The sequence below is a fragment of the Enterobacter cloacae complex sp. ESBL7 genome (assembly GCF_041679625.1).
Taxonomy (GTDB): domain Bacteria; phylum Pseudomonadota; class Gammaproteobacteria; order Enterobacterales; family Enterobacteriaceae; genus Enterobacter; species Enterobacter asburiae_B.
Window position 1 is genome coordinate 338,506 of record NZ_JBGORN010000002.1, and the last position, 20,800, is coordinate 359,305.

General features: G+C 56.8%; 18 protein-coding genes and 1 tRNA gene. 8 read left to right on the top strand and 11 right to left on the bottom strand.

Annotated elements, in window-relative coordinates; all coding sequences use genetic code 11:
• Positions 1 to 7 precede the first annotated feature (7 nt).
• Positions 8 to 1,444 carry a magnesium transporter gene (gene mgtE / locus ACERY3_RS11705; RefSeq protein ID WP_021241530.1) on the top strand — a complete coding sequence of 479 codons (1,437 nt, stop codon included), beginning with the start codon at positions 8 to 10 and terminating at the stop codon, positions 1,442 to 1,444.
• Here the strand turns inward: mgtE and ACERY3_RS11710 are convergent.
• On the bottom strand, positions 1,407 to 2,696 hold the full coding sequence (locus ACERY3_RS11710) for a SulP family inorganic anion transporter (protein WP_058841532.1): 1,290 nt from the start codon (positions 2,694 to 2,696) through the stop codon (positions 1,407 to 1,409). The two genes, mgtE and ACERY3_RS11710, sit on opposite strands and share 38 nt — an antisense overlap.
• A gap of 187 nt (positions 2,697 to 2,883) precedes the next feature.
• Between ACERY3_RS11710 and mqo the strand changes: the two genes are divergently transcribed.
• Positions 2,884 to 4,533, top strand: a complete 1,650-nt coding sequence (gene mqo, locus ACERY3_RS11715) for a malate dehydrogenase (quinone) (RefSeq protein WP_032646585.1) — start codon at positions 2,884 to 2,886, stop codon at positions 4,531 to 4,533.
• A gap of 135 nt (positions 4,534 to 4,668) precedes the next feature.
• On the opposite strand, the gene eco is transcribed toward mqo, so the two are convergent.
• Positions 4,669 to 5,172: a serine protease inhibitor ecotin gene (gene eco, locus ACERY3_RS11720; protein ID WP_058841531.1), complete on the bottom strand. Its 504-nt coding sequence runs from the start codon at positions 5,170 to 5,172 to the stop codon at positions 4,669 to 4,671.
• A gap of 209 nt (positions 5,173 to 5,381) precedes the next feature.
• Between eco and ACERY3_RS11725 the strand changes: the two genes are divergently transcribed.
• Both ACERY3_RS11725 and ACERY3_RS11730 read left to right on the top strand, forming a co-directional pair.
• A complete protein-coding gene (locus ACERY3_RS11725; protein WP_008500962.1) occupies positions 5,382 to 5,642 on the top strand; it encodes a DUF2534 family protein in 261 nt (86 codons plus the stop codon).
• Between the two features lie 138 nt (positions 5,643 to 5,780).
• On the top strand, positions 5,781 to 6,968 hold the full coding sequence (locus tag ACERY3_RS11730) for an MFS transporter (protein ID WP_058841530.1): 1,188 nt from the start codon (positions 5,781 to 5,783) through the stop codon (positions 6,966 to 6,968).
• 36 nt (positions 6,969 to 7,004) lie between these two features.
• Here the strand turns inward: ACERY3_RS11730 and ACERY3_RS11735 are convergent.
• From ACERY3_RS11735 to ACERY3_RS11745, 3 genes are all read right to left on the bottom strand, one after another.
• Positions 7,005 to 7,081, bottom strand: a tRNA-Pro gene (locus ACERY3_RS11735).
• A gap of 72 nt (positions 7,082 to 7,153) precedes the next feature.
• Positions 7,154 to 8,914, bottom strand: a complete 1,761-nt coding sequence (yejM, locus tag ACERY3_RS11740) for an LPS biosynthesis-modulating metalloenzyme YejM (protein ID WP_047060568.1) — start codon at positions 8,912 to 8,914, stop codon at positions 7,154 to 7,156.
• A gap of 19 nt (positions 8,915 to 8,933) precedes the next feature.
• Positions 8,934 to 9,161: a YejL family protein gene (locus tag ACERY3_RS11745; RefSeq protein WP_008500958.1), complete on the bottom strand. Its 228-nt coding sequence runs from the start codon at positions 9,159 to 9,161 to the stop codon at positions 8,934 to 8,936.
• A 134-nt stretch (positions 9,162 to 9,295) separates the two neighbouring features.
• Here ACERY3_RS11745 and yejK point away from each other — a divergent pair, with 134 nt between their 5' ends.
• Entirely contained in the window at positions 9,296 to 10,303 is a 1,008-nt protein-coding gene (yejK, locus tag ACERY3_RS11750; RefSeq protein ID WP_008500957.1) for a nucleoid-associated protein YejK, read from the top strand.
• Positions 10,304 to 10,355: 52 nt separating this feature from the next.
• On the opposite strand, the gene rplY is transcribed toward yejK, so the two are convergent.
• Together rplY and ACERY3_RS11760 are read right to left on the bottom strand one after the other, a co-directional pair.
• Entirely contained in the window at positions 10,356 to 10,640 is a 285-nt protein-coding gene (gene rplY, locus ACERY3_RS11755) for a 50S ribosomal protein L25 (protein WP_029740955.1), read from the bottom strand.
• 125 nt (positions 10,641 to 10,765) lie between these two features.
• Positions 10,766 to 12,526 carry a DEAD/DEAH box helicase gene (locus ACERY3_RS11760; RefSeq protein WP_058841528.1) on the bottom strand — a complete coding sequence of 587 codons (1,761 nt, stop codon included), beginning with the start codon at positions 12,524 to 12,526 and terminating at the stop codon, positions 10,766 to 10,768.
• A gap of 152 nt (positions 12,527 to 12,678) precedes the next feature.
• On the opposite strand from ACERY3_RS11760, the gene rsuA reads away from it, so the two are divergent.
• The 3 genes from rsuA to ACERY3_RS11775 all read left to right on the top strand — a co-directional run bounded on the left by rsuA (position 12,679) and on the right by ACERY3_RS11775 (position 15,222).
• A complete protein-coding gene (rsuA, locus tag ACERY3_RS11765; protein ID WP_058841527.1) occupies positions 12,679 to 13,386 on the top strand; it encodes a 16S rRNA pseudouridine(516) synthase RsuA in 708 nt (235 codons plus the stop codon).
• 15 nt (positions 13,387 to 13,401) lie between these two features.
• A complete protein-coding gene (locus ACERY3_RS11770) occupies positions 13,402 to 14,598 on the top strand; it encodes a Bcr/CflA family multidrug efflux MFS transporter (protein WP_008500953.1) in 1,197 nt (398 codons plus the stop codon).
• A 279-nt stretch (positions 14,599 to 14,877) separates the two neighbouring features.
• The gene (locus ACERY3_RS11775; protein WP_028013883.1) at positions 14,878 to 15,222 is read left to right on the top strand and encodes a YejG family protein; all 345 of its coding nucleotides are present in this window, start codon (positions 14,878 to 14,880) and stop codon (positions 15,220 to 15,222) included.
• 3 nt (positions 15,223 to 15,225) lie between these two features.
• Here the strand turns inward: ACERY3_RS11775 and yejF are convergent, their stop codons facing one another.
• From yejF to ACERY3_RS11795, 4 genes are read right to left on the bottom strand one after another with little or no spacing between them, the layout of a single operon-like run.
• Positions 15,226 to 16,815 (bottom strand): microcin C ABC transporter ATP-binding protein YejF, encoded by a 1,590-nt coding sequence (yejF, locus tag ACERY3_RS11780; protein ID WP_058841526.1) that lies wholly within the window; start codon positions 16,813 to 16,815, stop codon positions 15,226 to 15,228.
• A 1-nt stretch (position 16,816) separates the two neighbouring features.
• Positions 16,817 to 17,842 (bottom strand): ABC transporter permease, encoded by a 1,026-nt coding sequence (locus ACERY3_RS11785; RefSeq protein ID WP_033146047.1) that lies wholly within the window; start codon positions 17,840 to 17,842, stop codon positions 16,817 to 16,819.
• On the bottom strand, positions 17,842 to 18,936 hold the full coding sequence (locus ACERY3_RS11790; protein WP_058841525.1) for a microcin C ABC transporter permease YejB: 1,095 nt from the start codon (positions 18,934 to 18,936) through the stop codon (positions 17,842 to 17,844). The genes ACERY3_RS11785 and ACERY3_RS11790 overlap by 1 nt, the downstream gene beginning before the upstream one ends.
• Before the next feature lie 9 nt (positions 18,937 to 18,945).
• Positions 18,946 to 20,751: an extracellular solute-binding protein gene (locus tag ACERY3_RS11795; protein ID WP_058841524.1), complete on the bottom strand. Its 1,806-nt coding sequence runs from the start codon at positions 20,749 to 20,751 to the stop codon at positions 18,946 to 18,948.
• Between the last annotated feature and the right edge of the window lie 49 nt (positions 20,752 to 20,800).

Below are 20,800 nucleotides of genomic sequence, written 5' to 3' on the forward strand. Positions count from 1 at the left end.
ATGATTGATGTCGGTATTAAAGAAAAACAGCGCCAGACAGCGTGACCAGGAGCGCGCGCGACTCATCTGGCTTCTCACGACCGATAAAGCGGTCACTTCTACGCTTTTAGGCAAACTCACCCTGGCTGAGCAATATGATGTCGGCACCCTGGCCGACGATATTGCTGAGGTAGGTGCGCTGGTTGCCCATTTACCCCCGCCGGATCTGGCGGATACCCTTGAGGCGCTTCCCTCGGAAGAGCGCCACGCCCTGTGGCGTCTGGTGCAGGATCACGAGCGCGGGCAGGTGCTGCTTGAGGCCTCCGAAAACGTCTGGGACGACCTGATCGACGAGATGAGCGACCGGGATATTCTCGACGCTCTGCAAACCCTGGATATCGACGAGCAGATTTACCTCGTTCAGCACCTGCCGCGAAACCTGACCGGCCGCCTGCTGGCGTCACTGCCTGCCGATGAACGCGCGCGCGTGCGTCAGGTGATGCACTACGAGAAAAACAGCGTCGGCGCGATCATGGAGTTCGGCGTTATCACGGTGCGACCGGACGTCACGCTCGGTACCGTGCAGCGCTATCTGCGTCGCCTGGGCAAAATGCCGGACAACACCGATAAACTGTTTGTCACCTCGCGGGATAAAACCCTGCTTGGCGAGCTGGAGCTGAAAACCATCCTGCTCAACAGCACCCAGCGGAAGGTGAGCGAGGTGATGGAAAACGAGCCGATGGTCTTCTCTCCGGAGGACGACGCGGAGAAAGCGGCGCGTACCTTCGAGCGTGACGACCTGGTGAGTGCCGCCGTCGTGGATTCAGTCGGCAAACTGATGGGGCGTCTGACCATCGATGAGATCGTTGATGTGGTCTATGAAGAAACCGACAACGACCTTCGCGCGCTCGGGGGGATCAGCGCCGAAGATGACGTCCATGCCTCCGTCGGCAAGGCGGTGAAAACGCGCTGGGCGTGGCTGGCCATTAACCTGTGTACCGCGTTTATCGCCTCCCGCGTGATCGACGGTTTTGAACACACCATTTCGCAGCTGGTGGCGCTGGCCTCGCTGATGCCGATTGTGGCCGGAATTGGCGGCAACACCGGAAACCAGACCATCACCATGATCGTCCGCGCCCTGGCGCTGGAAAACATTCAGCCCGGTAACTTTGCCTTTCTGATCTTCAGGGAGATGGGCGTGGCGCTGATCAACGGCCTGGTATGGGGCGGCATTATGGGCGGCATCACCTGGTGGCTGTACGACGATATGGCCCTGGGCGGCGTGATGATGCTGGCGATGGTGCTGAACCTGCTGGTGGCATCAATGATGGGGGTCATTATCCCGCTGACGATGACCAAACTGGGGCGCGACCCCGCGGTGGGGTCGAGCGTGATGATCACCGCCATCACCGATACCGGCGGTTTCTTTATTTTTCTTGGGCTGGCGACGATTTTTCTGCTTTAAGTCGACGCTTAATGCGGGCGGGGAGGAGTGCCATGACGATAATCCCGCCCAGCACGCCAATCGCCAGATTGCCGGTTGATACCGTGGCGGCAACGGTGACCAGCATGACGACCGTTTCTGCTATCGGGGCCGTTTTCACCGTGGCTGGCTGAAGGCTGTGCCAGCTGAAGGTTTTGACGGCGACAATCGCCATAATACCTGCCAGCACCGCCATCGGGATGTTGGCCATCACGTCGCTGAGCGCCGTCACCAGGATCAGCAGCACAATGCCCGCCGCAAAGGTTGAAATGCGGCTTCGACCTTTCCCCATCTCCACGTTGACGATGGTTTGTCCGATCATCGCGCAGCCTGCAATCCCGCCATAAAATCCGGCCAGAATATTGCCGACGCCTAGTCCAATGCTTTCGCGGCGTTTACCTGACGGTGTCGAGGTCAGCTCATCCACCAGCTTTGCCGTCAGCAGGGATTCCAGCAGGCCGACAAACGCGATGCTCAGCGCGCACGGCCAGATAATGCTCAGCGTCTGCACATTGAGCGGGACCAGCAGCTCGGTAAGACCCGGCAAACCTCCGCTCATGGAGCCTTCATCGCCCACGGTTGGCAGGATTTGACCGGTTGAAACGGTGAACAAGGTAAGCACAACAATCGCAATCAGCGGGGAAGGGATGCTTTTGATATAGCGCGGCACCCACAGCACGATCAGCAGCGTCAGGACGAACAGGCCCACAATCAGCGGGCTTCGGCTCCAGAAATGCGGCACCTGAGCGAAGAAGATCAAAATGCCCAGGGCGTTAACAAATCCGGTCATGACCGACTGAGGTATAAAGCGCATCAGCCTTGCCATGCCCAGCACGCCAAACAGAATCTGAATCACGCCCGCCATCAGCACGGCGGGAAGTATGTACTGTACGCCGTGCTGATGCACCATCGGGCCAATGACCAGCGCCACGGAACCGGCCGCTGCCGTGACCATCGCCGGACGGCCCCCGAGTACAGACAGGGCAAGACACAGCACCACGGAGGCGATCAGGCTGACCTTCGGGTCAACGCCCGCCACAACCGAAAATGAGATAACCTCGGGGATCAGCGCCAGGGCGGTAATCACGCCAGCCAGCGTTTCACGCGTCAGCCGCTTTGGGGAACGCAGCACGTTGGCTACGCGGTCTTCGGGGGATACAGCAGAATGGGGTAGGGACATAACAGTTCGCTGGTTAGGGCAGGCTTCCGTGCGCGCGATCGCAAAACGCAACATACTAGCCAGTAAAACCGCGCTTTACCAGACGCATCGATAATTCCTCACAAACAATCCATCATTAAATTTCACAATTACAATAATTTCGTAACCTTTAAACAATATTTAAAAGTTGTTACCGTGCCCCCGCAGCTTTTTTCACCTGCAATTTCCACGCATCAAGCACTTTTACACTAAGGCATAAATTATGAAAAAAATGACTGCCATGCTCTTTTCTCTGGCCGTGGGGCTTAACACCGTCTCCATGGCGGCGAAAGCTGACGCACCAAAAGAGCAGGAAACGGACGTCCTTTTAATTGGTGGCGGTATCATGAGCGCCACGCTGGGAACCTATCTGCAAGAACTGCAGCCGGACTGGTCTATGACCATGGTCGAGCGCCTTGATGGCGTGGCGCAGGAGAGTTCGAACGGATGGAATAACGCCGGTACCGGACATTCGGCACTCATGGAACTGAACTATACGCCGCAGAAAAAGGACGGTTCCATTAGTATCGAGAAGGCGGTAGAGATCAACGAAGCATTCCAGGTTTCTCGCCAGTTCTGGTCTCATCAGGTCAACAGCGGCGTGATGCACGACCCGCACTCCTTCATCAACACCGTGCCGCACATGAGCTTTGTGTGGGGTGAGCAGAACGTTAACTTCCTGCGCGCGCGCTACGCCGCTCTGCAGCAGAGCACGCTGTTCCGCGGGATGAAATACTCTGAAGACCACGCGCAGATTAAAGAGTGGGCTCCGCTGGTCATGGAAGGTCGTGACCCGAACCAGAAAGTGGCGGCAACCCGTACCGAAATTGGTACCGACGTTAACTACGGCGAAATTACCCGTCAGCTGGTGACGTCTCTGAAGAAAAAAGAGAACTTCAACCTGCAGCTCAGCACCGAAGTACGCGGTTTCAAGCGCAACGCGGATAACAGCTGGAGCGTGACCGTCGCCGATCTGAAAAACAACGAAGCCGAGCACGTCATCAAGGCGAAGTTTGTCTTTATCGGTGCGGGCGGCGCGGCGCTGAAGCTGCTGCAGGAGTCCGGTATTCCGGAAGCTGACGACTACGCGGGCTTCCCGGTGGGCGGCCAGTTCCTGGTGTCCGATAACCCGGAAGTGGTGAATCGTCATCTGGCAAAAGTGTACGGCCAGGCTTCCGTTGGCGCACCGCCGATGTCTGTTCCGCACATCGACACCCGTATGCTTGACGGCAAACGCGTGGTGCTGTTTGGGCCGTTCGCGACCTTCTCCACGAAGTTCCTGAAAAATGGCTCCCTGTGGGATCTGCTCAGCGCCACGACCACCTCTAACGTCAAGCCGATGATGGACGTGGGTCTGGATAACTTCGACCTGGTGAAATACCTGATTAGCCAGGTGATGCTCTCTGACGACGACCGTTTCGAGGCGCTGAAAGAGTACTATCCGCAGGCGAAGAAAGAAGACTGGCGTCTGTGGCAGGCGGGTCAGCGCGTACAGATCATCAAGCGCGATCCGAAAGAGGGTGGCGTGCTGCGTCTGGGTACCGAAGTGGTAAGCGATAAGGATGGCACCATTGCCGCGCTGCTGGGTGCGTCACCGGGCGCGTCTACCGCTGCGCCAATCATGCTGCACCTGATGGAAAAAGTGTTTAAAGATAAAGTCGCCAGCCCGGAATGGCAGGCGAAGCTGAAAACCATTATTCCATCCTACGGCACGAAGCTGAACGGCAACGTGAGCGCGACGGAGCAGGAGCTGGAATACACCAGCCGCGTACTGCAGCTGCAATACATCAAGCCACAGGCTGCGGATGCTGCGCCAAAAGCGGAGCTGAAGCCTCAGCCGGAAAACAAACCGGTTGCGGATATCGCGCTGTAAGGTAAAAGCAAAACGGTAACATCCGTTACCGTTTTTAGTGTTTTCTCCCTCTCCCGGTGGGAGAGGGGTGGGGTGAGGGCACCAGAGCGCGCCCTTTCCGGGTCGGGTAAGGCGAAGCCGCCACCCGACTTAATTTCAACGTACTACCGCTTGTCCGACAGTCTCATCTGCCTTCCACACGCGATACTTCACTTCTACGTTTTCAGGTGTATACACCACGATCGGCAGCTTGCTGTTGTAGCGCAACAGACTGTTGTCGCCCAGATACGCCGTTACAAATTTCTTCTCTTTCTTGCCGTCCGGGCAGGCCATCATGGTGGAAACCGGAGAGGTCACTTTGTCAAAGACGTAATAGTCGTAACCCCAGCCTTCCAGGGTTTTGCTTTCCAGCTGACCGCCCAGACGGTGCTGGTTGCAGTCCACTTCCAGCGTCTTGCCAATTAATAGTTCCACTTTAAAGTTCGCTTCATCCTGCTGAACCGGCAGCTGAATCACCTGACGCTTCATCCCTTTGTCCGCCTGCGGGTACGGAGCCACTTTTTCCAGCGGCTGCTTTTTTGGGGTTTCGCTGGCGAAAGCGCTGCTGCTGACGCACGCGGCGGCGATGAGGGCGATGGCAAATTTAGGTGCGTTTTTCATTGTCATTCCTTTATGTCAAAACGATCTTGCGCAGGTTAACATAACAATGATGAATAATTGGTGTTATTTACTTACATTTTCACTATAGGTAGCGTTATGCGCTTTTAATTTACCTGTTTAGTGGTTGTTTATGCTGGTGTGGAGTCGGGTGCCAGTTCGTGTTATTTTAGACCCTATATATTGTTATTCATCTGTAAAAGGGAAGAGAGATGGTTCGTGCAAAACTGAAAACGCCTGAAGGCCGCAAGTTCCTCCTGGCGCTGCTGGTCGTATTTATGATTGCCGCCGCGTGCGTGGGGCGGGCAACCATTGTTGGCGTTATCGAACAGTACAATATCCCCCTCTCTGCCTGGACAACCAGCATGTATGTCCTGCAGTCGGCGATGATCTTCGTCTACAGCCTGGTGTTCACCGTTCTGCTGGCCATCCCGCTGGGCATTTTCTTCCTGGGCGGACGTGAGAAGCATTAAGCGCGGACTCGCAATAGCTAAGCCATCCTGCCGGATGGCTTTTTTTATGGTCTCATCCCACTCTCCTCAGGTTTTTTTAATCCGCGATATCCTATCCTGTAAGCATTCAGGCAACTGTTTTTAAAGCAGGAGCGGTAGATGCGTTCCAGATTTCCAGTGCTCAGCCAGATCCCCAAAGGCGTCTGGGTTGTAGGAGGCGTCAGTATGTTGATGGATATCTCGTCAGAGAGTATTCACAGCCTGCTGCCACTTTTTATGATGACCACCCTCGGTACGAGCGTGCTGTTTATCGGCCTGATTGAAGGGCTGGCGGAGGCCACCGCGCTTTTTATTAAGGTCTTTTCGGGGGCGATAAGCGACTACCTGGGTCAACGTAAGGGGCTGGCCCTGCTAGGGTATGGCCTGGGGGCGTTAAGCAAACCCCTTTTCGCATTAGCGTCCTCTTCCGGGATGGTTTTAGGCGCACGTCTGATAGATCGTACGGGGAAGGGGATACGGGGCGCACCGCGGGATGCGCTGGTTGCAGACGTCACGCCGCCGGAAATGCGTGGTGCGGCATATGGTCTGCGTCAGTCAATGGATACCACAGGCGCATTTCTTGGCCCATTACTGGCCGTAAGCTTAATGCTGTTGCTGGACAACGACTTTCGCACTGTTTTCTGGATAGCCCTTATCCCCGGTCTGCTTTCAGTTGCCTTGCTCTATTTTGGCCTTCAGGAGCCGAAAACTCCCCTCGAACATAAACGTACTAATCCCATTAAACGAGAGAATTTGAGGCGGCTGGGTAGAGCTTGCTGGTGGGTGATTGGCCTTGGTGCAGTGTTCACGCTTGCCCGGTTTAGCGAGGCTTTTCTCGTCCTTCGTGCGCAGCAGTCGGGCGTTCCTCTGGCCCTTATTCCGCTGGTGATGGTGGTCATGAACGTACTCTATTCCCTTTCCGCTTACCCTTTTGGCAAACTTTCTGATGGCATGAGCCACACCCGGCTTCTGCAGTGGGGGCTAATGGTGCTGATTGTTGCAGATATTGTTCTGGCACTGAGCAGCCACTGGATGGGGGTCATTTTAGGCGTCGCGCTTTGGGGAATACATATGGGTATGACCCAGGGACTACTGGCGGCAATGATCGCTAAAACCGCACCGTCCGATCTGCGCGGTACGGCTTTCGGTATTTTTAGTCTGGTCAGCGGCGTAGGATTGTTAATCGCCAGCGTGGGAGCCGGCGCGATATGGGAAACGTTTGGCGCGGAATATACGTTTTATGCCGGAGCGGTGATTTGTCTGACTACGCTTGTGTATCTGCGCAAAACGCCGGACGAGGCGAAATAAAAAAACCAGCCATCAGGCTGGTTTTCAATATGTTTTTGGTCGGCACGAGAGGATTTGAACCTCCGACCCCCGACACCCCATGACGGTGCGCTACCAGGCTGCGCTACGTGCCGACGCATAAAAAGAATACTACTCGATTCCGTTTTGAATGCAAGGGAATCTGTCGCTAACTGGTTTATTATTAATCAGTTAGCGATGAAGCGCTTCTCATCCGTCAGGACCTGCAGCAGCAGGCTCAGCTGCGGTTTCTGGTCTTTCAACCGTTCACCCTGCAGATTATACGTCTGATAATTCCCGTTGCTGTTCAGCACCAGCGTCAGCTTCGGCGTGGTCACCACCAGCGTATTATTCCCTGCCGCCGTCACCCAGCTGTGGCGGCGCGCGGCGCTGAAGAGATCCTGCCCCTGCGAATACTCGTTTGCTGGCGTGCTGACGTGCAGCAGGCGTTGCATCAGGGTGGTCATCACATCTTTATGCTCGGTGAGCATATTGATGCGCTGCGCCGGGGTGCCTGGCCAGTGGATCACCAGCGGAACCTGCAGATTCGGGCGAGACCAGCTCATACTCTTCGTCTCGTCACCTAGCGGGATGCCATGGCCCGCGGTCACGATCACCACGGTGTTGTCCAGCTTGCCCGACTCGCGAAGCGCGTCAAGCACGCGGCCTATCTGCGCATCAACATCGCCAGCCGCGCGGCCGTAGCGGCGCGCAAAGTCACTCTTATTGCTGTTGGCAAGCGTTGTGCCGTTAAAGGCAACCCATGAGAACCAGCGATTATCTTCCTGGGCGTAGCGCTGCAGCCAGTTTATCCATTGGCTGGCGGTCTGCGCGTCGGACTGATTTTGCGCCGTCGGCAGTGAGAAATCGGACAGCAGCGCCTGACGGTAAAGCGGGCTGTTAAAGCCATCGGAGGAGAACAACCCTAACTGATAGCCTTGCTGATTCAGCCCGGTGATCAGCGCCGCAGGCGTGCGGGTAGACAGTACGCCGTCCATGTAGCCGGCTGAAATGCCATAGAAGAGGCCAAAGATGCCCGCATCGGTGGTGTTACCGGAACTCATATGCTGAGTAAACGAGACGTTCTGACTCGCGAAAGCGGCCAGCGCCGGCATCTGCTTCTCGAAACGGGAATAGTTCAGGCCATCGACGGTGATCAGCAGGACGTTTTGCCCGCGCCCCATATCGCGGTAGTTCAGGTCGCTGAGAGGATACTGAACGCTGACGGCTTCCGGATTACCCTGCTCGATAAGACGGCGCTGGTACTCCTGCGCATCGAGCAGGCCGTGTTTCTCGAGGAAGCGACGGGCCGTCATCGGGTACGAGAGCGGCAGGTTCGCGCGCTGCATGGTAATAGGGCGATAGAAGTTCGCATCCGCCCAGATATACATGATGTGCGAACTGATAAAGGAGACGAAAAAGAGCGCGGCGACGGGCTTCGCATAATGGCGTCGCCGGGTCAGGCTGCGGAGCTTTTGCCAGCTCCAGGTGGCGAACAGCATCTCAATCAGCAGGATCACCGGGACGCTGATAAACATCAGCTGCCAGTCACGGGCCGTTTCGTTCTGGTCGGGGTTAATCACCAGTTCCCAGACGATGGGGTTGAGGTGCAGGTGGAAGCGGGTGAACACTTCACTGTCGATAAGCAGCAGCGTCATCCCCACCGTCGCAAGGATGGCGGACAAGAACCGCATCAGACGCTGCGACATGACGATAAACGTCAAGGGGAACAGGATCAGCAGATAGGTGGCGAAAACCAAAAAGCTAAAGTGACCGACAACGCTTATCCAGGAGTAGATACGCCCGGTTAGCGTTGTTGGCCAGTCTGCGACAAACAGATAACGACAGCCAATGACCGTCGCCAGCAGAATGTTGAACAGGGCAAACCAGTGCCCCCAGCTGACCATCTGGGAGACTTTTTCACGGTAGCGCTGACGATTCGTCACCATAAACTGTTGTTCGTATCCCTTAATGGGCCGGGTCGTTGCTGACGGACGACTGTAAAGCCTGGGCGAAAGATTTTGCGATCGCCTGACGCTGAGCCGGAGCAACGCTGGTATTAATCAGGTTGGTGACCATATTTCCCAAAACCATCAGGGAGAGATCGGTCGGCGTTTTATGTTTTTCCAGTACGTTGACCAGCTCACTGAGCAGTTGTTCAACGTGTTCATCACTGTAGCGGGAATGTTGTGGCATAAATCAAAATCAGTTTGTTGATGAAAGGGCAACATATTACCGTAGCAACAGCTTTTTTTCCCCTTTTTTATCTGTTGTTGCACACATGTCCTGGTGGTGGTTGAATACCGCCCGGTCTAAAAGGAGAGTTTATCATGAGTCTGGAAATCAACCAGATTGCCTTGCACCAGCTTATCAAGCGTGATGAGCAAACCCTTGAAGTGGTGCTGCGCGATTCGTTACTGGAACCCACGGCGACCGTGGTGGAGATGATGGCAGAGCTGCATCGCGTCTACAGTGCCAAAAATAAAGCCTATGGCCTGTTCAGCGAAGAGAGTGAACTGGCCGATAGCCTGCGCCTGCAGCGTCAGGGCGAAGAGGATTTCCTGGCGTTTAGCCGCGCCGCCACCGGGCGTCTGCGCGACGAGCTGGCGAAATATCCGTTCGCCGACGGCGGGATCGTGCTGTTCTGCCACTATCGCTACCTGGCGGTCGAGTATCTGCTGGTTACCGTGCTGAATAACTTAAGCAGCATGCGTGTGAACGAGCAGCTGGATATCAGCTCAACGCATTATCTGGATATCAACCATGCGGATATCGTGGCGCGTATTGATTTGACCGAATGGGAAACCAACCCGGAGTCGACCCGCTACCTGACTTTCCTGAAAGGGCGCGTGGGCCGCAAAGTGGCGGATTTCTTTATGGATTTCCTCGGTGCCAGCGAAGGTCTTAACGCCAAAGCGCAGAACAAAGGGCTTCTCCAGGCGGTTGACGACTTCACGGCTGAAGCGCAGCTCGATAAATCTGAGCGCCAGACCGTGCGCCAGCAGGTTTACAGCTACTGCAACGAACAGCTGCAGGCAGGGGAGGAGATCGAGCTGGAGTCCCTGTCAAAAGAGCTGGCGGGCGTCAGCGAAGTCAGCTTCCAGGAATTCACCGCGGAGAAAGGCTATGAGCTTGAAGAGAGCTTCCCGGCGGATCGCAGTACGCTGCGTCAGTTAACCAAGTTTGCCGGCAGCGGCGGTGGGTTAACCATCAATTTTGACGCGATGTTGCTGGGTGAGCGCATCTTCTGGGATCCGGCCACCGATACGCTGACCATTAAAGGTACGCCGCCGAACCTGCGCGATCAGCTTCAGCGCCGCACCTCAGGTGGGAAATAACAGCCATAAAAAAACCCCGCAGAAGCGGGGTTTTTTTTCGACGTGTTTGCGATTACGCGCGAACGAAGTCGATGTGAGACAGTTTTGGCTTGAACGGGTGACGCTGAACAGCCTGAACTTTCACTTTTTCTTCTTTACCGCCAACAACGATGGTCAGAACTTCGCTGTAGAATTCAGCTTTGGTCTGCAGGTTCCAAAGTTTGTCGTGATCCAGTTCGATTGCAACTGGAGCAGCTTCGCCACCGTAAACGATAGCCGGGAACTTGTTAGCGTTACGCAGGCGGCGGCTCGCACCCTTACCCTGCACGTTACGTACTTCTGCTTCGATAGTGAACATTGATTTCTCTCTGTATTTAAAACCCTGCTACAGGCGACCCAGCAGCAGGTGAGTGTTCTGCCTCACGGATGTGAAGCGGGCGGCATTTTATACTCAAATGCCCCTCACATCAATGAAAAGTCCCGCTAACCGCGCAATTCGTTGGCGCGACGGAAGCGACCTTCGTAGTCAAAAAGTTTCTCGCGCACCTGCCAGAACTGGCCTTTCTTACGGGCGACGACAAAATCCGGATGGCGCAATAACACCTGCTGACGCACGATATCGGCTACGGTAATCCAGCGCAGGGGCACGCCTGGCGTGCGGGTATGCGGGCGGATAAACAGCTGTTCGAAGGCCATTCGCTGGGCAGGCGTCTGGACGCGGAAGCGCTCGCTGACGTCCGCCCCGTCTTCGTCGTAATAGGTGATTTTCAACCACTCACCTTTTTCATCGGCGCCGGGCTGCAGTGCCATGCCGGAACAGCGCAGCACCAGGGCATCTTTCAGCTTTAGCGCCGCTTTCAGCATGTCGTCCGGGTCAACCAGCACCGTGTCGCATTCCCGGCAGCGGCGAGCGGCAATGTCGTTTTCGGCGTTGCACTGCGGGCAGTTTTTGAACCGGAAGCGGAAATCGCACTGCTCGCGTTGCCCGTCATCATCTTCAAACCAGCCCTGACAGCGGCGGCCAAAGTGTTCGATCAGCGTACCGTCGGCGGTGGTTTTCCCCCAGAAGGTGTTGGCAAACCCGCAGGCAGGGCAAAAGACCTGTACGGGCACGTTGTCGCTTTTCCCTTTTGGCGCGCCGACCTCAGGCGTATAGAGATCGTGCGGGTTACCGGCATAATCCAGAATCAGGCAGTCGGTTTTTCCCGGGGCCAGGCGCAGGCCGCGGCCAACAATTTGTTGATACAGACTGACCGATTCGGTCGGGCGCAAAATGGCGATCAGGTCGACGTGCGGGGCGTCAAAGCCGGTGGTCAATACCGACACGTTTACCAGATAGCGGAACTGCTGGGCTTTAAAGGCGTCAATCAGGCCGTCGCGCTCCGGGCCGGGCGTTTCGCCGGTGATTAACGCCGCGTCACCGGCGGGCAATAATCCGGTGATTTCTCGCGCGTGCTCAACGGTGGCGGCAAAGATCATCACCCCTTTGCGCGTCGCGGCGAACTCCTCAATCTGGCTGATGATATGCGGCGTAATACGCTTTTGCTTTTTCAGCTCCTGGTTGAGATCCGCTTCGCTGAATAAGCCGTTGCTCTGCGCCTGCAGACGGCTGAAATCGTACTGCACCACCGGCATATCCAGCCGTTCAGGCGGCGTCAGGTAGCCATGTTTGATCATGTAGCGCAGCGGAAGTTCGTAAATGCAGTCGCTAAACAGGGCCTTGTCATCGCCGCGTACCATGCCGTGATAATGGTAGCGATAGATCCAGCCTTTCCCCAGGCGAAACGGGGTCGCCGTCAGGCCCAGCAGGCGCAGGTGAGGGTTCACCGCTTTCAGGTGAGCCAGGATTTGCTGATACTGGCTGTCGTCGTCATCGCTGATGCGGTGACACTCGTCAACAATCAGCAGCGAAAATTCGCTGCGAAACAGGTCCAGATTGCGCGCCACCGACTGCACGCTGCCGAAGACCACTTTGCCGTGGCTCTCTTTGCGCTTCAGCCCGGCGGCGAAGATATCGGCTTCCAGCCCAAGCGCACAATACTTGGCGTGGTTTTGCGCGACGAGCTCTTTGACGTGCGCCAGCACCAGCACGCGACCGCGAGCCAGACGCGCCAGTTCGGCGATGACAAGGCTTTTGCCTGCGCCGGTCGGGAGCACAATCGCCGCTGGCTCGCGATGTTTACGGAACCAGGCGAGGGTGGCGTCAACGGCTTCCTGCTGATAGGGACGAAGTGTAAAAGTCATGGGGTCTCGGTTTCGTTATTCCGCACATAGTATGCCACGAAACTTTTTCCCTTGAGTGGCGCAACCAGACCATTATACTGAACCGTTCCAGACTGCTTCTTTTTTCGGACCTGTTGTCCGACTTCCAGCACCATTAAGGCTAAAAAGATTTCATGCGACTTGATAAGTTTATCGCTCAGCAACTCGGCGTAAGCCGCGCTATTGCCGGGCGCGAAATTCGCGCCAGCCGCGTTACCGTGGATGGCGACATTGTGAGAGACAGCGCGTTCAAACTGCAACCTGACCATCAGGTGGAGTATGACGGCAATCCGCTGACCCAGCAGCACGGTCCGCGCTACTTCATGCTGAATAAGCCGGAAGGCTACGTCTGCTCAACGGAAGATCCCGATCACCCGACGGTGCTCTATTTCCTCGACGAACCGGTGGCGCACAAGCTGCACGCCGCAGGCCGCCTCGACATCGACACCACGGGTCTGGTGCTGATGACCGACGACGGGCAGTGGTCGCATCGCATTACTTCCCCGCGTCACCACTGCGAGAAAACCTATCTGGTCACGCTGGAGTCGCCGGTGTCGGATGACACGGCAGAGCAATTCACGAAAGGCGTTCAGCTGCATAATGAAAAAGATCTGACCAAACCCGCCGTGCTTGAGGTGATCACGCCGACGGAGGTCCGTCTGACCATCAGCGAAGGGCGCTACCATCAGGTGAAACGTATGTTTGCCGCGGTGGGGAACCACGTTGTTGGCCTGCATCGTGAGCGGATTGGTGCGATCGAACTCGATCCCGACCTGGCGCCAGGCGAATATCGCCCGTTAACGGAAGAAGAGATCGCCAGCGTCGGTCTGCCTTCGCACTAATTTCAGGAGAGCTCTGTGACCACCAGGCCACACTCGTCGTTCAAAATCGTCTTCATTCTTGGCCTGCTGGCCATGCTGATGCCGCTGTCTATTGATATGTACCTGCCCGCGCTGCCGGTCATTTCCGCGCAGTTTGGCGTTCCGGCGGGCAGCGCGCAGATGACGCTCAGCACCTATATTCTCGGCTTTGCCCTCGGCCAGCTGTTTTATGGCCCGATGGCGGACAGCCTTGGACGCAAGCCCGTTATTCTGGGCGGGACGCTGGTCTTTGCAGCCGCAGCGGTTGCCTGTGCGCTGGCGCAGACCATCGATCATCTGATTATCATGCGCTTCTTCCACGGTCTGGCGGCGGCAGCGGCAAGCGTGGTGATTAACGCCCTGATGCGCGATATTTACCCGAAAGAAGAGTTCTCCCGCATGATGTCGTTCGTGATGCTGGTGACGACGATTGCGCCGCTGGTGGCCCCGATGGCCGGTGGTGCGGTGCTGGTGTGGTTTAGCTGGCATGTGATTTTCTGGATCTTGGCCCTGGCCGCGCTGCTGGCCTCGGCGATGATCTTCTTCTTTATTGATGAAACGCTTCCCGTCGAGCGCCGCCAGAAATTCCACATCCGAACCACAATAGGCAACTTTGCCTCGCTGTTTCGCCACAAGCGCGTGCTCAGCTACATGCTGGCAAGCGGGTTCAGCTTTGCCGGGATGTTCTCCTTCCTGAGCGCCGGGCCGTTTGTCTACATTGAACTGAATCACGTTTCGCCGCAGCACTTCGGCTACTATTTCGCGCTTAACATCGTCTTCCTGTTCATCATGACCATCATCAACAGCCGTTTTGTCCGGCGGGTGGGGGCGCTGAACATGTTCCGCGCCGGGCTGTGGATCCAGTTTGTGATGGCTATCTGGCTGGTGGTGAGCGCGTTTCTGGGCGTGGGCTTCTGGGCGCTGGTGGTCGGCGTAGCGGCCTTTGTCGGCTGCGTGTCGATGGTGTCATCTAATGCGATGGCGGTGATCCTGGATGAGTTTCCGCATATGGCGGGCACCGCCTCTTCCCTGGCGGGGACGTTCCGCTTCGGCATCGGCGCTATCGTTGGGGCGTTGCTTTCAATGGCTACATTTACGACGGCATGGCCCATGCTGTGGGCGATGGCTTTTTGCGCAACCAGCTCGATACTCTTCTATCTTTACGCCAGTCGACCGCGAAAAGCGGCCCACTAAAATACAGAGAAGGCCCGACAGGGCCTTTTTTGTTGATGCATATCAACCAAACCCCCGTTCGTTTATTCCGTGTTTGTTTATTTTATGTAAAATCTATTTATGTAAAAAGTCACATCATTGTATTCAAAAAGGTTGAGTTAGATCGCAGAAACGGGTACATATAGCGCCGACGCGAGCCTGGATATCGATAAAAAAGCGCTGAATAGTGCAGGCTGGCGATGATGTGTTACTATAAATGTAAATAAATTGTGAAGTAAATTTTGCTTCCGGGGAACGAACGTGAATACATTACAACTCTCCATTGTCCATCGCTTGCCCCAGAGCTATCGCTGGTCGGCGGGTTTTGCAGGTTCGAAAGTTGAACCGATTCCGCAAAGCGTCGCGGGCTGTGAAAACTGCCTGGTGGCACTCAAGCTGCTGAGCCCGAGCGACGAAAATGCATGGCGGGTGATGGAGCGTCTCAGTCAGGCCCTGACGGATATCGAAGTGGACAGCTCCGTGCTGGAGTGTGAAGGTGAGCCGTGCCTGTTCGTGAAGAGCCAGGACGAGTTTGCCGCCACCTGCCGTCTGAAGAATTTTGGCGTTGCCATCGCGGAGCCTTTCTCCGGCCAGTACCCGTTCTGACCGCTAGTCTGCCGACAACAGCTGGCGCGTGTAGCGCTGCGTTGGCGCGCTAAATACGCGCTGGCACTCTCCCTGCTCGACCACTTCTCCCTGTCGCAACACAATCACCTGATGGCATAGCGCCCGCACCACCTGAAGATCGTGGCTGATAAAGATATAGGCCAGCCGGTGTTTTTCCTGAAGCCCTTTCAGCAGCGCCAGGATCTGCGCCTGAACGGTTCTGTCCAGCGACGACGTTGGTTCATCCAGAATAATCAGCTCCGGCTTCAGGATCAGCGCGCGGGCAATGGCGATACGCTGGCGCTGCCCGCCGGAGAATTCAGCCGGATAGCGGTGGCGCGTCCCGGCATCTAAGCCCACTTCGGCCATCACCCGCATAACTTCCTCCTCGCGCTGCTGAGCGCTCAGGCCGGGCTGATGCACGCGCAGACCTTCCTCGATAATCTGTAACACGCTAAGCCGTGGGTTAAGCGAAGAGTTGGGATCCTGAAACACCACCTGCATGCGGGGCCGCACGGGCAGCATCTGGCGGCGGTTCCAGCGGTGCAGCGGCATATCGTCAAAGAGGATCTCGCCCTGCGAGGCAATTAAGCGCAGCAGCGCCAGACCGGTGGTGCTTTTGCCGGAACCGGATTCGCCCACCAGCCCCAGGGATTCTCCCGGGCGCAGCGAGAAGCGGATGTTTTTCAGCACCGGATTCTGGTCGACGATGCGCCGCAGAATACCTTTGCGGATCGGGAACGAGACGGACAAATCCTCAACGCGCAGCAGCGGTGTGCTGTCAGCCGCGAGCGGAACCGGGTCGCCGGAGGGTTCGCTGTCGAGCAAACGCTGCGTATAGGGGTGCTGCGGCGCGCTCAGCAGCGTGGACGCGCTATTCTGTTCAACGCATCGTCCGTTTTGCATCACCGCGACGCTGTCGGCCAGCTTTCTCACAATGCTCAGGTTGTGCGTGATAAACAGCAGGCTCATGTTCAGCTCGTCACGCAGTTCCCGCAGCAGCGTCAGTATTTGCGCCTGTACCGTCACGTCCAGCGCCGTTGTGGGCTCGTCGGCAATCAACAGCTCGGGTCGCGTGAGCAGGGCCATAGCGATCATCACGCGCTGTCGTTCGCCGCCGGAGAGCTGGTGCGGAAAATCATTCAGCCGTTTGGCCGCATTGCGTATGCCCGTTCGTTCCAGACAGTCCAGAATTTCTCCCCGCGCGGCCTCTTTGCGCATCCCCCGGTGCAGGGAGAGCACTTCATAGAGCTGTTTCTCGAGGCTGTGCAGCGGGTTGAGGGAAACCATCGGCTCCTGGAAGATCATCGCGATTTTGTTGCCGCGAATGCCGCGCAGGGTATGTTCGTCGGCATGCAGCAGCGAGCTGCCGTGAAACAGAATATCCCCTTGCGGGTAGCTCACCGGCGGAGACGGCAACAGGCGCAGGATGGAGAGTGCCGAAACGCTCTTGCCTGAACCCGACTCGCCCACCAGGGCCAGCGTTTCACCGGGCTGGATCTGCAGCGACAGGTCGGTGACCACGGTGCGCGTCTCGTCCTGCTTAGAAAAAGCAATCGACAGGTTATCAATACTGAGAAGAGGCTGGGTCATTTTATACCGCCTTGTTCGGATCGAAGGCATCGCGCACGGCTTCGCCAATAAAAATCAGCAGCGACAGCAGCACGGCCACGGAAAGAAAGGCGGCGATGCCTAACCACGGCGCCTGCAGGTTGTTCTTACCCTGCAGCAGCAGTTCGCCGAGCGACGGGGAACCCAGCGGTAGCCCGAAACCAAGAAAATCCAGTGAGGTGAGGGTGGTGATGGAGCTGCACAGAATAAACGGCAGGAAAGTGAGCGTTGCCACGACCGCGTTGGGCAGCATGTGGCGGAAGATGATCCCCCGGTCGCTCACGCCAAGCGCCTGCGCGGCGCGAATGTAGTCGAAATTGCGGGTGCGCAGGAACTCCGCGCGCACCACGCCCACCAGCGCCATCCAGCCGAACAGGACGGTGATGCCTAACAGCCACCAGAAGCCGGGCTGCACCACGCTGGAAAGCAGGATGATCAGAAACAGCGTTGGCATGCCTGACCAGACTTCAATAACCCGCTGACCCCACAGGTCGATTTTCCCGCCGTAGTAGCCCTGAACGGCGCCCGCCACGACGCCCATTACGCTTGAGAAGATCGTCAGCATCAGCCCAAAGAGAAGAGAAATTCGCGTGCCATACAGGATGCGCGCCAGCACGTCGCCGCCGTTAGCATCCGTTCCCAGCCAGTTCTGCGCGGAGGGCGGGGAAGGGAAGGGCGTCGTGGTGGCGAAGTTAATGCTGTTTGCGCCAAAGCGTACCGGCGCCCAGAGCGCCCAGCCGTGCTGCTCAATCTGCTGGCGAAGCCACGGATCCTGATACTCCGCCGGTGTTGCAAACGGGCCGCCAAAGTCGCTTTCGCTGTAACTGGCGATAACCGGCACGTACCAGCGGTCGTTAAAATGCACCAGCAACGGCTTGTCGTTGGCGATCAGCTCCGAACACATGCTTAAGGCAAACAGCACGGCAAAAATCCACAGCGACCAGTAGCCGCGGCGGTTGTGGCGAAAGCGGGCCCAGCGGGCCTGGTTGACGGGGCTTAAACGCGGCATCAGCGGCCCTCAAAATCAATTCGGGGATCGACCAGCGTATAGCTGATATCACTGATGATATTCAGCAGCAGGCCAATCAGGGTGAAAATATAAAGTGTGCCAAACATCACCGGATAATCGCGCGAAACGGTAGCCTCATAGCCCAGCAGCCCCAGGCCGTTGAGCGAGAACATCACCTCTATCAGCAGCGAGCCGGTAAAAAACATGCCGATGAACGTGGCCGGAAATCCGGCGATCACCAGCAGCATGGCGTTGCGGAACACGTGTTTCCACATGATCTGCTTCTCGCTTACGCCCTTGGCGCGGGCAGTCACGACGTACTGCTTACGAATTTCATCGAGAAAGGCGTTTTTGGTCAACATGGTCAGGGCCGCAAACCCGCCGATGACCGTGGCCAGCACCGGCAGCGTGATATGCCAGAGATAGTCGGTGATTTTCTGATACCACGGCAGGGAGCTGAAATCGGCGGAGACCAGCCCCCGCAGCGGGAAGAGGTCGAAATAGCTTCCCCCGGCAAAAAAGACAATCAGCAGGACGGCAAACAGAAACGCCGGTATGGCGTAGCCGATAATGATGAACGTGCTGCTCCAGATATCAAACCGGCTGCCGTTATACACCGCTTTGCGGATCCCGAGCGGTATAGAGACCAGATAGATAATCAGCGTTCCCCACAGCCCCAGCGTTATCGAAACCGGCAGGCTTTGCTTGATCAGCGTTAATACTGACGCACTGCGAAACAGGCTATCGCCAAAATCAAAGCGGATGTAATCCCAGAGCATCTTGAAATAGCGTTCGTGAATCGGTTTGTCAAAGCCGTAGCGGCGGGTGATCTCGGCGATCACCTCCGGATCCAGCCCGCGTCCGCCGCGATAATGGCTTTCGCTGATATTCCCTACGCCGGTTCGCGCATGGCTCGCGCCCATCCCTTCACCGCCGCCGCCGGGCATGCCGCCGCTGTTGCCAAATTCAATGGCGGCAATCGCCTGATCGACCGGGCCGCCGGGGGCGATTTGCACGATAAAAAAGTTAATCGTGATGATGGCCCACAGGGTGGGGATGACCAGCAGAAGACGGCGGAGAAGATAGGCACCCATGATGATTCCTTATCGCCGCTCAGCGGGAAGTCTGGCGGCTTTGTTAACGTCATACCACCAGGTATCAAAGCCCAGGGAGTAGACAGGGCGCACGGCAGGCACGGAGAACTTGTCCCAGCGCGCAAGGCGATCTTCGCCCATATACCACATCGGCAGCATGTAGTAGTTCCAGGTCAGGACCCTGTCGAGGGCGCGCCCGAGCGGCAGGAGCTTTTCTTTATCCCCCTGCGCCGCCACTATTTTCGCAATCAGCACGTCAATTGCCGGGCTTTTTACCCCCGGCGCATTGTAGGAGGAGTCAATGTAGCTGGAGGCCCAGGAGATTTGCAGGTCCGAGCTGGGCCACGGCTGCGCGGGCCACAGGCGCTGCATCATGTCGTAATCACGGCTGCGCATGCGGCTGGTGATCTGCGCGTTATCGACCTGGCGAATGTTCATGGTCACGCCCAGCCGCTCAAGGTTGTGCTTAAACGGCAGTACCCACTGATCGTTGCCCCCGGACGAGAGCAGCAGCTCAAAGCTGAGAGGCTTGCCCGTTTTGGCATCCACACGCTTTTGATTTTTCAGGTGCCAGCCCGCGTCATCCAGCAGCTTGCTGGCTTTCAGCAGGTTGTCGCGGTCGTAACCGTCACCGTTCGACGCGGGCGGCTGAAACACGGTGGTGAACACCTGCGGCTGCAGCTCCGCTTTCAGCGGCGCCAGCAGTGCCAGCTCGTCGGCTTTCGGGTAATCGCGCGCTGCGTATTCGGTGTTCTGAAAGTAGCTGTTCGCACGGCTGTAAGCCCCGTAAAACAGCGCTTTGTTCATCCACTCAAAATCAAAGGCCAGGGAAATGGCTTCGCGCACCCGGCGGTCATTAAATACCGGACGCTGAATATTAAACGCCAGCCAGCGGGTGTCCTGGGCAGACTCATTTTTGTGCTCGTCTTTGACGATATAGCCTTTGGCGAAATTTTTGCCGATATAGCGGGTCGCCCAGTTTTTGGCGCTGCTTTCTACGCGTAAATCGAAGGCGCCGGCTTTGAACGCTTCAAACGCCACGTTATCGTCGAGGTAGTAATCATAGCGAAGGGTGTCGAAATTCCAGCGCCCGCGGTTTACCGGCAGGTTGGCCGCCCAGTAGTCCTTAACGCGAGAGTAAACGACATATTGCCCCATGCGCCAGTCGGTGATGCGGTATGGGCCGCCTGCCAGCGGCGGCGTGGAAAGCGGGTCGCTTAGCTTATGATTTTTCCAGAACGATTCCGGCATCACCGGCAGCGAGAACAGGCTGAGCATGTTTTCTTTGTTCGGTTCGCTCAGCTCGATGCGCACGGTGAGCGGCGCGATGGCTCTGACGGAAGCCCCTTTATACACGATGCGGAACTGGGGGACGCCTTCGGTCATGAATTTATGGAAGGTGAACGCGACGTCGCTGGCCTTCACCGGCGTACCGTCGTGAAAACGCGCCCGCGGATTCAGCGAGATTTCCGCCCAGGCGAAGTTATCGGCGTAACGCACGTTCTCGGCAATCAGCGGATAATAGCTGCCGGGCTCATCATCCGAGGTGACGAAGAGCGTATCGTAAAGCGATTCCGTTCGCGCGGCCGCCACGCCGCGCAGGGCGAAGCGGTTGAAGTTGTCGAATGTTCCCGTGGCGGAAAGCGTGACCTTTCCGCCCTTCGGCGCGGCAGGGTTAACGTAATCGAAGTGCGTAAAATTGACCGCATATTTCGGCTCGCCAATCACCGCGAAGGCGATATTTTCTTTGATGGCCTGCGCCTGGCTGGACAGGCTCGTTAGTGCCAACATCAGCAACATGAAGCGCATAAGCATCTCGCGGCGGCTCCCTCTTTTACAGACCGGCTCGGTTAAGCTGAATAAT

What these genes read in the sequence shown, in the direction of transcription:
- mgtE (WP_021241530.1), top strand. Translation starts at nt 8, where the DNA reads ATGTCGGTATTAAAGAAAAACAGCGCCAGACAGCGTGACCAGGAGCGC.
- ACERY3_RS11710 (WP_058841532.1), bottom strand. Translation starts at nt 2,696, where the DNA reads ATGTTGCGTTTTGCGATCGCGCGCACGGAAGCCTGCCCTAACCAGCGA.
- mqo (WP_032646585.1), top strand. Translation starts at nt 2,884, where the DNA reads ATGAAAAAAATGACTGCCATGCTCTTTTCTCTGGCCGTGGGGCTTAAC.
- eco (WP_058841531.1), bottom strand. Translation starts at nt 5,172, where the DNA reads ATGAAAAACGCACCTAAATTTGCCATCGCCCTCATCGCCGCCGCGTGC.
- ACERY3_RS11725 (WP_008500962.1), top strand. Translation starts at nt 5,382, where the DNA reads ATGGTTCGTGCAAAACTGAAAACGCCTGAAGGCCGCAAGTTCCTCCTG.
- ACERY3_RS11730 (WP_058841530.1), top strand. Translation starts at nt 5,781, where the DNA reads ATGCGTTCCAGATTTCCAGTGCTCAGCCAGATCCCCAAAGGCGTCTGG.
- yejM (WP_047060568.1), bottom strand. Translation starts at nt 8,914, where the DNA reads ATGGTGACGAATCGTCAGCGCTACCGTGAAAAAGTCTCCCAGATGGTC.
- ACERY3_RS11745 (WP_008500958.1), bottom strand. Translation starts at nt 9,161, where the DNA reads ATGCCACAACATTCCCGCTACAGTGATGAACACGTTGAACAACTGCTC.
- yejK (WP_008500957.1), top strand. Translation starts at nt 9,296, where the DNA reads ATGAGTCTGGAAATCAACCAGATTGCCTTGCACCAGCTTATCAAGCGT.
- rplY (WP_029740955.1), bottom strand. Translation starts at nt 10,640, where the DNA reads ATGTTCACTATCGAAGCAGAAGTACGTAACGTGCAGGGTAAGGGTGCG.
- ACERY3_RS11760 (WP_058841528.1), bottom strand. Translation starts at nt 12,526, where the DNA reads ATGACTTTTACACTTCGTCCCTATCAGCAGGAAGCCGTTGACGCCACC.
- rsuA (WP_058841527.1), top strand. Translation starts at nt 12,679, where the DNA reads ATGCGACTTGATAAGTTTATCGCTCAGCAACTCGGCGTAAGCCGCGCT.
- yejF (WP_058841526.1), bottom strand. Translation starts at nt 16,815, where the DNA reads ATGACCCAGCCTCTTCTCAGTATTGATAACCTGTCGATTGCTTTTTCT.
- ACERY3_RS11785 (WP_033146047.1), bottom strand. Translation starts at nt 17,842, where the DNA reads ATGCCGCGTTTAAGCCCCGTCAACCAGGCCCGCTGGGCCCGCTTTCGC.
- ACERY3_RS11790 (WP_058841525.1), bottom strand. Translation starts at nt 18,936, where the DNA reads ATGGGTGCCTATCTTCTCCGCCGTCTTCTGCTGGTCATCCCCACCCTG.
- ACERY3_RS11795 (WP_058841524.1), bottom strand. Translation starts at nt 20,751, where the DNA reads ATGCTTATGCGCTTCATGTTGCTGATGTTGGCACTAACGAGCCTGTCC.